Raw genomic sequence first — 13,677 nt, 5'->3', positions numbered from 1 at the left:
AATTAAATAAACCCACTCTCTTTTAATAAATTTTCTGTTACACCAGAGGCGCAATTTGCAGCGGCCTCACCTTTCATCAGGCGTTCCATATAACGCGCCAAAAGATCTACTTCAATATTAACTTTATCATTTACCTCGGCAAATCCTAAGCTGGTTTCTTGTAAAGTATGCGGCACGATATTGACACTAAATACTGCACCGTCAACAGTATTCACCGTCAAACTGATACCGTTAATACAAATAGACCCTTTTTCTGCAATATACTTTGCTAGCTCATTTGGCGCTCTAAACTTAAATCGTATAGATCGACCATCTGGTTTCTTTTCCAGTAAAACAGCGAGACCATCGATATGTCCGCTAACAATATGCCCACCCATCCGAGTTTGCGGCGTTAATGCCAGTTCCAGATTAACCGGTGTGCCAATTGAAGCTTGTTTTAAATTTGTTCGCGCCAGTGTTTCATTTGAAACATCTGCAACAAAACCATGTTCGCTTAATTCTACCGCTGTCAGACAAATCCCGTTGACCGCAATGCTATCGCCCAAATGGGTATCGGCCAGGGACAACTTACCGGTATCTACAGCTAAACGCACATCGCCTGCTTTTTGCTCTATTCGGGTTATTTTACCTATGGCCAAGATAATGCCTGTAAACATATTATTTATGCACCTGATTTTGTACGTTAAAGTGAAGGCGTAAATCCAGACCAATTTTACGCATATCAACAAACTGTAATTGTATTTTATCCGCCATAACTGACACCTCAGGCATAGCAAATAAACCGCGCCCGCTGGCACCTAAAATACTGGGTGCCATATAGAAAATGCATTCATCTATTAAGCCCTGCTGCATCATGGCACCATTAAGAACACTACCGGCCTCAAGCAACACATCATTAATCTGTTGTTCGGCCAAAAAAACTAATACTTCCTGTAAATCCAGCTGGCCCTTTGCATCAGACGCTAAATGATAAACTTCAGCCCCTGCTTGTTCTAAGGTTTCTATTTTCTGCTGGTCTTCAGAACAGGTTAAAATAATGCTGCGCCCCTCTAAAGCTAATAGTTTTGCTGCAACAGGGGTTCTTAGCGAAGAGTCCAGAATAACCCGTACCGGTTGTACTACATCAATATTGTCCAGACGCACATTCATGCCTGGATCATCGGCTAGAACCGTATCAATACCCGTTAGCACAGCGCCACTTGCGGCACGAAGTTTTTGTACATCTTGCCTTGCTTCAGGAGACGTAATCCACTTACTTTCACCCGAAGCCATTGCCGTGCGTCCATCCAGACTCATTGCTAATTTACTGGTAACGTAAGGTTTGCCATATAGCATACGGTTAATAAAGCCCTTATTCAGCTGTTTAGCCTCAGCTTCCAGCACGCCACTGCAGACCCTTATGCCGGCCTGTTCAAGTAATGCCAGCCCTTTTCCAGCAACGAGAGGATTCGGGTCTTGCATAGCAACAACAACTCGCGCCACACCGGCCTTAATCAAAGCATCAGCACAAGGCGGCGTTCTTCCATAATGAAAGCAAGGCTCCAGGGTGACATAAACCGTTGCACCTCGAGCATTCTGGGTATGCTTTAAAGCTTCTACCTCAGCATGCCCCTGCCCTGCGCGCATATGCCAGCCTTCAGCAATAATTTCATTATTTTTTACTAAAACACAACCAACACGCGGATTGGGCTTGGTCGTATAACACCCTTTTCTGGCCAGCAACAACGCGCGAGCCATAAAGACACAATCTTGCTTTGTGGATTGATCACGCATGATTTTGCTTGCTTTGTAAATCAGCAATCATATCGGTAAATTCACTAACATCCTGAAAACTACGATACACCGATGCAAAACGCACAAAAGCAACATGATCTAAAGCACTTAATTCTTTCATCACTTGCTCGCCTATTTCCAGTGCTGCGACCTCTCTATCTCCGCTAGCCATTAGTGCTTTCTTAATACGTGTAACAGCAGCTTCAATCTGATCACTACTCACAGGCCTTTTTTCCAAAGCACGTAAAATGCCTGCACGTAACTTGTTTTCATCAAAAGGTTCACGCAAGCCATCACGTTTAACTATTCTGGGCAAATTAAACTCAGTCACTTCATAAGTTGTAAACCGTTCCTTACACGCCACACATTCACGTCGACGGCGCACTTGATCGCCTTCATTCGCCAAACGAGAATCAATCACCCGGGTATCTTGTGCACTACAGAATGGACAACGCATAAAATATCATACTGTGCTATAAATAATGAGAATGTGGCATCACCGTAAACAGCTAATTTTACAATAAATTAGCACTTAAAGCTGAGTTAATTAGCAATTCATCCATCTAATGCGTATACAAGAAACCGAAGGCGTTATTAAATATCGCTTACATCATGAGGTCACAACGGCACATTCCGACTGGAATATTGCAACAATCAATACCTGGCGCACACTACTTTATCAATTACAATTGATTGGCCAGCAGACTGATCGATATATGGGCTATGGCTATGGCAATATTAGTCAGCGTTTCAAAGGCGAACAATTTATTATTAGCGGTACCCAGACGGGCGGGTTGGCAGAGTTAACAGAAGTGCACTATTGTTTAGTAGAAAAAGCAGATATAAACAGCAATCACCTGTATTCATCTGGCCCTTGCAAACCCTCTTCTGAAGCCCTAAGTCATGCCAGTGTCTATCAACAAGATCAAACGATACAGTGCGTTATTCATGCCCATAGTCCAGAAATATGGCATGCAACTAAAGCCTTAAAACTAGCGCACACCGCATTAGATGTTACTTATGGTACGCCAGAAATGGCGCTTGCAATTGGTGAATTATTTCATTCAGAAGCATTAAAACAACGGGCTCTATTCACCCTATTAGGACATGAAGATGGCGTTCTTGCTTTTGGTCAGAGTTTCCCACAGGCAGCATGTACGATAATAACGACTTTAGCGAATGCTAAAACCCATGCTTACAACCTTTGAACAATGATAACCCCTTCAAAAATAAGCTGTTAACGTAGCGTAAGCAGAAATAGGTGGCCCCGGGGCAACTACTGCATCCTGTAAAAACAGAAAGGGTTCGTAGTATTGGCTATTGGTAAGATTCTGAATATTGACCGTCAAATCCAAATATTCAGTAAGTGGGTAAGAAGCCTGCGCATCAATACGATAAAAACCATCAACGGCATATTCATTAGGTAAACTAATATATCGTTTAGACATCCCAGTTAACCCCATCCCAACTCCCAACCCTTCCAGAACTCCACCCATAAAACGATAATGCACTGCAATACGTCCACTGTGTTCGGGAACGCGCGGCAAGAAATCACCTATTAACAGTTCGGGGCTAGAGTGCTGGGTCAATTTAGCATTGGTATAAGCATAATTACCTAAGATAGATAATGAATCAAAGGGTTCCCATAAAAAATCCAACTCGGCTCCGTAGGAGGTTTGCTCACCCGCTTGAATTGAGCTAAACGCACCATTGGGATCAGGTACAGCAACATTCTTACGGATAAGCTGATAACCCGCAACCGACCCACTGAGGCCCATCTCATAAAAGTCAAACTTAAAGCCGCCTTCAATTTGACTGGATTCTTCAGGTTCAGGCGTTTCACCAAACAATGCAGTAACGGCTCTAAATCCTTCGCCATAACCCGCAAAAAAAGAAAGCTTATCAGTAATATCAAAAACTGCACCAACGCGTGGTGTGACACTTGAGTTTGTGGTCTTTGCACCGATTTCATCGACCGTGACACTGGTCCAGCGCAATGAAGTCAAAAAATGCAAACGTTGGGTAATATCCATTTGATCCTGAAGATAAACTCCGAGGGTTTCATAGTGATCATTTTGTGATTGTGAAATATTGCCCCCTTCAATCTCCAGGTAAGTAATATCATCATAACGATCTGCAACATCCAGCCAGATATCATCGAGTTCATCATAATAAACACCCAACTGCGCTTTAGCCAGGGTAGTGTCATATTCAAGGCCGAACAAAATCTTATGAGTCATATCAGTCAGAAATTCAGTTTCAAAGTCAATTATAAGGTTTGGATTAATAACAAACTCATTCACCGAAGCAGGTAGCACACCAGAATAAAAAGGTAGATAAGAGGGGCCTGGTTTGCCAAAATCGCCCACGCCATCAATAATTAACTGATGCGTAAATGAGCTGTATTCTGCAAAGTTATTTTCATAATAACGCGCTTGAATTGAGCCTTCCAGATACCTCGAAAATCGATGTACAAATTCCGCTGTCAACATAAAATTATCTACCGTCGATTTAGGTGTATCAGTCGCACCTGAAAACCGATAAGGTGGAATAGTATAAGGTGCATCAGCAATAGTTCCTTCAGCACGTAAGCCGGAATATTCGAGAAACTCTACATGACTATACTGCCCGCGAACAATCAGATGAGTATCCGGCGAAAAATTAAATGCAATAGTTGGGAAAAATGCGTAGTTTTGATTTTCAAGCGCATCGATATAACTCTCAGAATATTCATATTCACCGGTCAAACGAAATAACACGGTATCGTCATCAGTTAAAGGCTGATTTAAATCAAATGAGGGGTTAAGCGTTGTAAAACTTCCGCCTCTGAATGAAAAAACATACTGCGCCTCAGGCATAGGTTGTTTAGAAACCACATTTACCAGCCCGCCAACAGGCGCACCCAACCCGCCACCGAATAAGGTAGATGTTGGCCCCTTCACCACTTCAATACGCTCTACATTGACCAGTGAAAGAGGGTCTGCAGCGTTTGCCGAACCATAGGTCGGCAAACTATCGGTATAAAATTGTGATTTAAAGCCTCTGACCAAAAATTCACTGGTAAGCAACTCCGTTGTTTTCGGAGCAACAACTGATGATACATTTTCAATTGCGCCCGAGAGAGTTTGTTGATCTTGATCTTTTAAAACAGAGCCAGGTATCACCTGAATGGACTGAGGGATCTCCATGATAGGCGTATCTGTTTTAGTCGCAGATTTTGCATCAAAAACGGTATAACTCATTGAATCATTGTTACTCTCCTCAATTAACATTGCATCAAGAACAACTCTGCTGGTATCGACATTCTGCTCGGCTAAAGGCGGATTTGAATCTATTACGTCGGACGCTGGTTCCGCCTTAACAGGGTGATAGCATAAACCACAAATCACACACAAGACCCTCATCCATTCCCTTGGTATAGAAATATTCACTGTCCTTAGCGACATAATAGTTAGAATGTTAATTTACCTGCAGTGTCGCACTAACATAACGATAAGGTGCATCGAACTGACCATTTTGAGTGGCGTCAACGCCAAAATAAAAAGGTATAGCGGTACCTGATGGCAAAGAACCAATAACTTGAGCAGGACTGGGCAAATCAATATGTCTAAAATCAATTAATGGACCCTGATAAGCCGCTGCCTGATGTACTGTCCATTGAAAATCAGAGTTCAGCCAATAAAGCGTATTTTGATAAACAAAAGCCGCAAAATAGTCTGCATTTGAATATTGCTCAGTCGAAGCAACCCCCAGATCTACTGCAATATTAATTGTCTCTGGCACTGAAATATTAACGTTTCCTGACTTGCCATTTAAGCTAATACTTGGAAAGACACACGGAATTTGTTCGATATCTTGTTCCGCTAAAGCATTATCATCTTGAGCACAGAGGACAAATTTCGACACGTTTCGATACAGCTCTGTTTCTGGAAAAAATGCGCGAGTCATTTCATGAGACCATGCCAATTCACCTGATAAATAAAATGAGTCAGAATTGCTAAAAGTCGTCTGATTGACAACGTCAAAAACGATCGTGGGAAAATCGATATGATTTCGCAAAAACCACCCAGAAACCTGATAATCCGCTGGATGAATGGGCTTATTAATATCACCGTCAAAATTATAATCCTGCGTACGCGACGTGTTATATTCTATAGTCCAGTCACCTAACATAAAATATCGAGGCGTGCCATCAGGTCGCGGAGGCAAATCGAAACGCATAACCCCTCCCAAGCCCAACCGCCCCATACTTGCATGATTCAAGACATTGTCGGCCTCAAATTGAAACTGACTGGGAAATGAGTTTATTCCGGGGACTCTATCAGGGTGTCCTGCGACAAAATCTGTACCATGAATGTTATACATAAAGGTATTGGTATTTAAAGGCGCAGGCCCTAATACAATATCCTGAATAAGATCATTTCTTAATCTGGTGGACAAAGCAGTATCGTCAAAAAAATCATTGACGGTAAAAGTGCTGCTGGCTTCAAGTGCTTCCGGGTATATCGTTTGAATAAACTGCCCACTGCTCACGTCAAGCGCATACACCGAACCGCTGATTAGCCAGCCACTGCAAATAACAACAAGCACTTTTGCTAAATAGAAATGCTGTTTGTTAGCTAGATTTAACATAAAGAAACTCCAATAAGAGGATAAAAGAATATCAAAAACTGCACACTGGCAAGACTGGAAGAATTAACACTCCCGCGCCCTGCCACCTGCCTCCATAAGCCGTATTGCATGTAAGCTTATATAAGAAAAAACAGAATTATTCGGCAATTGGGCTAGTGTTCAGCAAAATAAAACGCGCTGGAAAGTACCCCGCTTCTAATTTCATGGTAGCTTCTATTTTATCCCCCGATGCTTCGCCAATATCCAGCAGCACTACTTCAGGCATGCTTAATACGCCTGTGTTTATATCAAACATAGCGTGCGTTTCAGTCATTGACGCGCTAATAGCAATACTTGTTAGATCGAGAGCAACGCGCTTATCCTGCAATATAGAAACAGTGAAAGTCCCTGTATAATGACCTCCATCAGACATAATCATAGGCAGTGTTAATATTTGCGTTGCAAAAGAATAGCTGGCTATGCTTGCATCAAGGCTTGGATCGCTATCGGCAACGGTGGTAAAGGTAAAATCACCGACATCAGTCCCCTCTTCCGCACTGAGCAGCAAAGCCAATTCACTGGCAATCACAACATCTCCTGATAAGCTAAAATTTTCCTCATCTATCAGCGTGACTTCTACATTGGTTAAATCAAATGACTCAAGGCGAAAAGCATGATAATTGGTTATAAACCAGCCTGAACCACCCGCATTATTACCAATACGGCTGGCATCATAACTTAAGGCATAATCACCCATAGATACTCCGCCAGCAAGGGTCGAAATAATATGAAACCCGGCGAGCCCAATTCTACCTATCCCGGTTGTTGGATCGCCTTCATATTGAAAGGTCGATGGTTGTGGCGCGCGCTCTTCCAACCCCAAAGGAGGTGTTGGGATTGAAGAACCAAACACGGCAAAAGTAAAACTATCAGGTACGGATTCAGAAGGAGCCGTATCCCGCATTTCTTGTGGTGTTTTTTCCGCGCTCGCAGCACTATCAAACCAATTGACATTCTTCACCTGTACATCAAGATTGAATAGACTAGCTTCATCAAAATTCAGCACAAAAGCGCCTTTTGTAACAGAGCCCGCTGAAACACATGTACTAAGAACAAGTCCGCATAGGATTAAAAATTGTGTTAAATATTTTTTTATTTGCATATAATTATTCCTTAAAATAAGGTTTGTTAAGGGTTATATCGAGTAAAAAATTAAACGATAAACTGAGTATTCTGCTGCTTCCGGTTATTTATGACATATCAATCCTCCTTGATCTGATGACTAACTATCTAACTCATGCTCCATACCCACAATCAATGGAGCAAACATATCCCTTACTACATCTCTGATAAAAGGAGTGGCTTTTTCTGGAGAACCCGAGTTAAAAGGAGGTGCCGGATCATATTCAGCTTGTAGTTGAATCGCTTCCGCATACTGCTTGCCACGTAAAGCAGCCAGAATTTCCAGGCCGAAATCAATACCCGCTGTTACCCCCCCGCCAGTTACAATATTGCCATCCCAAACCACTCGCTTTTTAATGGCTGTCGTCCCAAATTTTGCCAATACATCCAACGTAGACCAATGTGATGTGGCTTTTTTACCTTTCAACAACCCTGCTTTGGCAAGTAACAAGCTCCCCGTACAAACACTGGTAATATATTTTGCGTTTGCTGCTTTCGTCTTGATAAAAGCAATAAATTTCTCATTTTGCATGGCCTTTAATGTCCCCAAAGCGCCACCTGGGATAAATAAAATATCCAGATCAGCAGGGCATTCGCTTTGCTTATGAGTAGGTACAATAGATAAACCACTGGCCTCAACAGGCGTTAAGTCCTCTGTCGGTGAAACCAGGTAGAGGGTCGCCCCCATCATCGTGCTAAAAATAAACTGAGGATTGACTAAATCAGCTGCATAAAATCCGGGGTATAACAGCATGGCAATTTTTTCATTGCCCATCATTTTAATGCCGTCTACCGCCATAAAATCCTTGTGCGCTTTAATTGAAGCGGCTTCCGCCAGACTTTTGCGTTGTTCAAAACTTGCCACAGCTTGTGCCACGCTGGTAAAAGGAGCCAGACTCACGGCTGCAATCATAAGTTGAGTAAATTGACGACGATCCATAACAATTCCTTGTATTTTTAATAAAGTTGAATTTTCTAAAACCTGACTGAACCTGAAAAAAACACTTGAATACCCTGTGCAGGTGTAACTCTGGTACCAAAATAATTAAGGCGCTGGTATTCATTTGCATCGGTTAAATTCTTAATGGAAACCCCCACCCTGTAGTTTTCCCGGGTATAAGCCATCGCTGCATCTACGCTATAAAAGGCGGGCGTTTTAAATGCATTTTCATTTTCTAAATAGACGCTGGACTGAGCATAAACACCCCCGCCAAGATTGAAACCATCCAGTAAGCTATTTTGAAATGCATAATTCATCCACAAGCGCCCTGCATGTTGCGGCACTCCCGGTACATGATTTCCCTGTGCCACAATTAGGTTGTCTGTAAATCGCACATCGGTATACGCATAGGTGGCAAGCAATCTCAGCCCATCACTTGCTTGCCAGCTCATATTACTGTCTATGCCTCGTGAACGTTGCTGACCTGCTGTCATTGCTCGCAGTTGAGAATCACTAAAATCAGTCACTGCAATATTTTTCTTATTAATCTGAAAAAATGCCAATTGCCCTGTTAATTGCTCTGCAATATCAAATTTCAATCCAAATTCAAGTTGATTGGACAATTCAGGTTCAGGTGTTGAAACAAAGTTCACACCACTTTGTGCACGCATACCTTCACTATAATTCACAAAAAAAGCATACTCATCACCCACATCAAGCACGGCACCAATACTTGGCAATATCCGTGTAGATCTCGCATTGGAACTAAATTCAAAACCCGTTGTAGTATTTTTATAATCACTGCCCACAGTACCGGCACGAAATCCAGCTAACAGATGTAGACATTCATAGACGGAGCCCTGCCATTGCAAATAACCACCATAGGTACTATTGGTCGTAAACTGCATATTTTCTCGCGTACCAGGATATTGGTAGGGTAAAAAGGCTGGCTGCGTTAAGTCCACCAGGCCTATAGGCGGGCTATCAAACGCCAAATAAGCAGATTCATCGTACTGACTAAAATCCCCCCCTATAACCACCGTATTACGCGTCTGCCCAAAATCAAACTGAGTAGTCGCAAACAATTGAAAACTCATCTCATCTGATGCCTGATACAACTCATCATTAATCAGTCCCCAGGTATGCGCTGACTCAGGGTAGCCCAGGATTGCCAAATCCTCAGTACTTAATGGTTTATCTGCGCCAAATCCGAAACCTTCACCCATAATCCCTTGCGTGAGAGTGTCATGCTCGGAATGCGCATACCGCGCTTTGGCAGTGATCGCCCAGTTATCATTAAAATCGTGATTAAATGTTGCCCACACCGCAGCAAACTCGGACACACTGTCTGCTATATTACTCGGACCTATGTATAGCGTCGGGTTAATTCTGAAGTCACCCGCCACAGTTCCCGTTGCCGGTAGCCCTTGGTAATCCTGTTGTTTCCAGGTTGAATACTTTCCCTGAATGATCAGTGAGGTAGTCTTATTATTGGTAAAAAGTAATGCAGGATTCAGGTTATAGCGCTCGGTTTCCAACACACCTATTTGACTATTACTATTGCTATACTCACCCGTAAAACGAAATAAAAACGTGTCATTAATCGGCTGATTGACATCTACATAAGGTTGCACAAAAGCATAATTCCCACCTTTTAGGCCAAACTCATAAGAAGCCACTTGTTCAGGTAATTTTGACAGCAAATTAATCACCCCACCTGATGGCGCTCCACCACCACCGCTATAAAGCGTGGCATTTGAACCTTTGATCACGTCAATTTGCTGAATATTCACCAAACTATCCTGATCTCCGGTATTAAGGTTCTGATAAAAACCATCAATCATCTGCATAGCAGAAAAACCACGAATCAAAGTTGGCTCAAAATTAGGTGTAATACCGGGTGTACGCGGCACCACCCCACTGGCATTACGCAAACTTTCCGTGACCGTAACATTCTGCTGATCCTCTAGCAAAGCACGCGTGATAACCTGAACGGACTGCGCCAATTCCATTAACGGTGTCTCTGTGCGTGTTGCTGTACTCGTGCTAAAAACATGGTAGCCATTCCAGATATCTCCCGTAATATGGCTAGCATTCCAATCACTGGGTTTGTGAATATCAATAACTTTTCCATAAACCCGCATGGCAGGCTCTAAAGCTAATAATTCTGGCGTATATGAGCTGATCAATGCATTGTTATCGACGAATAATGTCAGCGACTGCGTGTCTGTATAACGATACTTTATGCCGGTATTTTCTAGTAATTGTGCTAATGCTTGCGTAGGCGTATATCTGCCAACGAGTGCTTTGCTCGTCTTTTGCTGAGTAATCTCTGATTTAAAGAATATTTTCACCCCGCTCTCTTCCGAGAATTGCAATAGAGCAGAGGATAAATTTTGTGCTGGTATATTAAATTGCATGGCTTGTTCAGCTTGTACAAAGGCAGAAACAAGTAGCGATAGTAATATCGCCAATTGCCCAGCTCCTTTTAATAAATTTCCCATTTATAAAATGTCTGTTTTCTATAAGACGACAGCGTCTAACAAAAGTATCTACTCTGAATCTAAATTTTTTTACTTAGCAGAGATGAACACCAGTTTGTCAGTCACTTTATAGATTGTGACAGGTAGGCTTTGCTCAATAGTACTCAGTGCCATATTGGTATCGTCCGTATCAAAAACACCCGTCACAAACAAGGCTTTAAGCTTGCTATCCAAAATAATAATCGTGCCGGCGCGATAATGATTTAACTCCGCAACCACTTCACTTAAAGGCTTATCCTGAAAAACAAGACGCTGTTTAAGCCATGATTTAACCGCTGATAAAGACACGTCATGCGGTTTGGAAAAAGAGCTTTCTGTAAAAATAATTTGCTGTCCTGTTGCTAAAGTCTCCTCAGCATTTCCATTGTTTAAAGACACTCGGACAGCATGTTCAAATACCGTCACAGCAACTTGCTCATTTCTACTTTTTATATCAAATTCAGTGCCTAAAGCACGCACACTAGCAGCCTGTGTTTTAACATCAAAAGGACGTGCACTATCGGCCGCTACATTAAAATATGCCTCGCCCTGATATAAAGTAATCTGCCGTAAATTATCCGTGTAATTGATTGAAAGCGAGGTATCGCTATTCATGATGATCTGTGAACCATCCATTAAAGCCAGTGTGCGTAAACTTCCGGGAGCCGTCCGATAATCAGCAAAATAGGCAGGCATTAAGCTATATAACAAAGAAAACATCAGTAATAATGAAGCAGCCATACCCAGCATGGGTTTGAATATTGGCTGAAATTGCTTGATAAAGGCCGACTTTTTGATTTGTGCATGAATTGGCTGAAAAGCATTTTTTTCAACAAGGCCTTCCTCTTCTGAGCTTGCTGGAAAATCCTCTAAAAAGCGTATATCTGCTTCACTTAACGTATCAAGCTGTTGCCAAAATGCATGTACTTCTTGCCATGCCTGAGAATGTGCTTTACTTTGCCCAAGCCAATCTTCAAATTCCTGCTGTTGTTCAGCTGTTAAAAGATCGGAACTTAACTTAGCCTGCCACAAGGCAGCCTGAGCGTTTACATCATTTTCTTGTATAGATTGCTTCATATCACAAAGCTCATTAATTTTTTATATAAGACGACATAGCCATAGATAAGTATCTACTCACCTAGTTATGACAATAGATGTCCTTAATCCAGATCAAGCTCGGACATGCGTTTACGGCAATGCTGCATGGCTTTAACCATATGCTTTAACACCGTACTTTCAGAAATATTCAATTCCTGCATAATTTTAGAATAAGGATAGAATCTAAACTTATGCAGAATAAAGACCTGCCGACATTTAGGCGGTAACTCAGAGATGGCCCGCTTTAGAAAAGTAAGCTGTTCTTGAGTATAGATCTGATGCTCTAAGGAAGGGGTTTGATCAGTAAGTTCAACTAATTCAGATTCATCGGCATGTCGATTTTGGCGTCGTTTATGGCTACGATGATAATCAATCGCTAAATTACTCACTATTTTATAAAGAAAAGCACGAGGGTTTTTAATTTCACCACCGGGCTTTGCTTGCACTAAACGAATAAAGGCATCCTGTAAAATATCTTCCGCAGTATCTGGACTGTGATTATGTTGAATTAAATAAATTTTCAATTCATTATGATACTGCTCGATCAAGTGCGAGGCAGCTAGAGTGGATAATTCATCCATTTTTAAAAGTGGTTGATGCAAGATGTAATTTAAAAACCCGACAAGCGGTATTAATAGGCAAGAGATGAACTATGCAAAATTTCAGCCTACATCTTTTTTTACTTTATATTTCTATTTGTTATGAATAAATCTTTGGCATGCGTCTATTTAAACTATGTTATTTAATATCATCAGAAAGCGTTATATAACGCCTTCTATAACAAATTAAAAACACCAACCACTCTTAGGCTCTATTGACATTTAATTATTAGTTTTATATAAGATTTATTGAATTTGATGATATTATCAAAAAATCAAAAAAATATAAGTATTTGATTTTTAACATATGTCAACAGAAACTAGTACTGGTTTTTTCCGTCATTACCATTAGTATAAAATTGACACTCTCCAGGCACTTTGTGGTAAAAAGGCTTGCTCACAAACTCATTATTAATCAGTCAAACACTATGAAAATTCACCATCATCTAATCCGTTTAACCGCCCTCTCCGCTTTAATATTACTACCAACACTCAGTTCAGCCCAAAACGTAGAACCCACACCCAATGGCATTAAATATCCGACAGGCTTAACGAATTGGCGTGTAATCGGCACTTCGATCCGCAACGACAATAATACTCAGCGAGTTATTTTAGGTAACTCAATTGCCATCAAAGCAGCCCGCAGCAATACTGAAAAAAAACAATGGCCTGATGGCACTATTTTAGCCAAGCTTGTCTGGAAGAATGAAACACTCCCGACATGGCAAGCTGCGACAGTACCAGGGGATTTTGTACATGCTGAAATTATGGTCAGGGATACTAAAAAATATGCAAGCACAGGAGGCTGGGGCTTCGCCCGTTGGAAAGGACTGGAATTAAGCCCGCATGGCAAAGATAAAGAGGACGCACAACAACCTTGCTTTGAATGTCATAAAGCAGCAGAAAGCACAGGTTTTGTTTTTACTCAACCTGCAAAAATGCCTTAAACAAC

General features: G+C 41.6%; 12 protein-coding genes. 2 read left to right on the top strand and 10 right to left on the bottom strand.

What is annotated here, in order from left to right:
• Window positions 1-2 precede the first annotated feature (2 nt).
• From AU255_RS08795 to nrdR, 3 genes are read right to left on the bottom strand one after another with little or no spacing between them, the layout of a single operon-like run.
• Window positions 3-656 carry a riboflavin synthase gene (locus tag AU255_RS08795; protein WP_080522528.1) on the bottom strand — a complete coding sequence of 218 codons (654 nt, stop codon included), beginning with the start codon at window positions 654-656 and terminating at the stop codon, window positions 3-5.
• Window position 657: 1 nt separating this feature from the next.
• The gene (gene ribD, locus AU255_RS08790; RefSeq protein ID WP_080522527.1) at window positions 658-1,773 is read right to left on the bottom strand and encodes a bifunctional diaminohydroxyphosphoribosylaminopyrimidine deaminase/5-amino-6-(5-phosphoribosylamino)uracil reductase RibD; all 1,116 of its coding nucleotides are present in this window, start codon (window positions 1,771-1,773) and stop codon (window positions 658-660) included.
• Window positions 1,766-2,230, bottom strand: coding sequence for a transcriptional regulator NrdR (gene nrdR, locus AU255_RS08785; protein WP_080522526.1), 465 nt, complete (start codon window positions 2,228-2,230; stop codon window positions 1,766-1,768). The genes ribD and nrdR overlap by 8 nt, the downstream gene beginning before the upstream one ends.
• A 109-nt stretch (window positions 2,231-2,339) precedes the next feature.
• Between nrdR and AU255_RS08780 the strand changes: the two genes are divergently transcribed.
• Window positions 2,340-2,981, top strand: a complete 642-nt coding sequence (locus AU255_RS08780; RefSeq protein ID WP_143735895.1) for a class II aldolase/adducin family protein — start codon at window positions 2,340-2,342, stop codon at window positions 2,979-2,981.
• Window positions 2,982-2,996: 15 nt separating this feature from the next.
• Here AU255_RS08780 and AU255_RS08775 read toward each other — a convergent pair whose 3' ends face one another.
• The 7 genes from AU255_RS08775 to AU255_RS08745 form a co-directional block, all read right to left on the bottom strand.
• The gene (locus AU255_RS08775) at window positions 2,997-5,204 is read right to left on the bottom strand and encodes a TonB-dependent siderophore receptor (protein WP_158083087.1); all 2,208 of its coding nucleotides are present in this window, start codon (window positions 5,202-5,204) and stop codon (window positions 2,997-2,999) included.
• 28 nt (window positions 5,205-5,232) lie between these two features.
• Window positions 5,233-6,405, bottom strand: a complete 1,173-nt coding sequence (locus tag AU255_RS08770) for a hypothetical protein (RefSeq protein WP_080522524.1) — start codon at window positions 6,403-6,405, stop codon at window positions 5,233-5,235.
• Between the two features lie 136 nt (window positions 6,406-6,541).
• Window positions 6,542-7,546: a hypothetical protein gene (locus AU255_RS08765; protein WP_080522523.1), complete on the bottom strand. Its 1,005-nt coding sequence runs from the start codon at window positions 7,544-7,546 to the stop codon at window positions 6,542-6,544.
• A 120-nt stretch (window positions 7,547-7,666) separates the two neighbouring features.
• On the bottom strand, window positions 7,667-8,506 hold the full coding sequence (locus AU255_RS08760) for a DJ-1/PfpI family protein (RefSeq protein ID WP_080522522.1): 840 nt from the start codon (window positions 8,504-8,506) through the stop codon (window positions 7,667-7,669).
• A gap of 35 nt (window positions 8,507-8,541) precedes the next feature.
• Window positions 8,542-11,010, bottom strand: coding sequence for a TonB-dependent siderophore receptor (locus AU255_RS08755; RefSeq protein ID WP_080522521.1), 2,469 nt, complete (start codon window positions 11,008-11,010; stop codon window positions 8,542-8,544).
• A gap of 69 nt (window positions 11,011-11,079) precedes the next feature.
• A complete protein-coding gene (locus AU255_RS08750; RefSeq protein ID WP_080522520.1) occupies window positions 11,080-12,105 on the bottom strand; it encodes a FecR family protein in 1,026 nt (341 codons plus the stop codon).
• 83 nt (window positions 12,106-12,188) lie between these two features.
• Window positions 12,189-12,728, bottom strand: a complete 540-nt coding sequence (locus AU255_RS08745) for an RNA polymerase sigma factor (RefSeq protein ID WP_233144594.1) — start codon at window positions 12,726-12,728, stop codon at window positions 12,189-12,191.
• Window positions 12,729-13,153: 425 nt separating this feature from the next.
• Here AU255_RS08745 and AU255_RS08740 point away from each other — a divergent pair, with 425 nt between their 5' ends.
• Complete coding sequence (locus AU255_RS08740; protein WP_080522518.1) at window positions 13,154-13,672, top strand: cytochrome P460 family protein; 519 nt, start codon at window positions 13,154-13,156, stop codon at window positions 13,670-13,672.
• Window positions 13,673-13,677 lie beyond the last annotated feature (5 nt).

The sequence above is a fragment of the Methyloprofundus sedimenti genome (genome assembly GCF_002072955.1).
Classification (GTDB): Bacteria; Pseudomonadota; Gammaproteobacteria; order Methylococcales; family Methylomonadaceae; genus Methyloprofundus; species Methyloprofundus sedimenti.
Note: the sequence above shows the minus strand (reverse complement) of the source record. Positions and strands in the feature narration are given on the sequence as shown.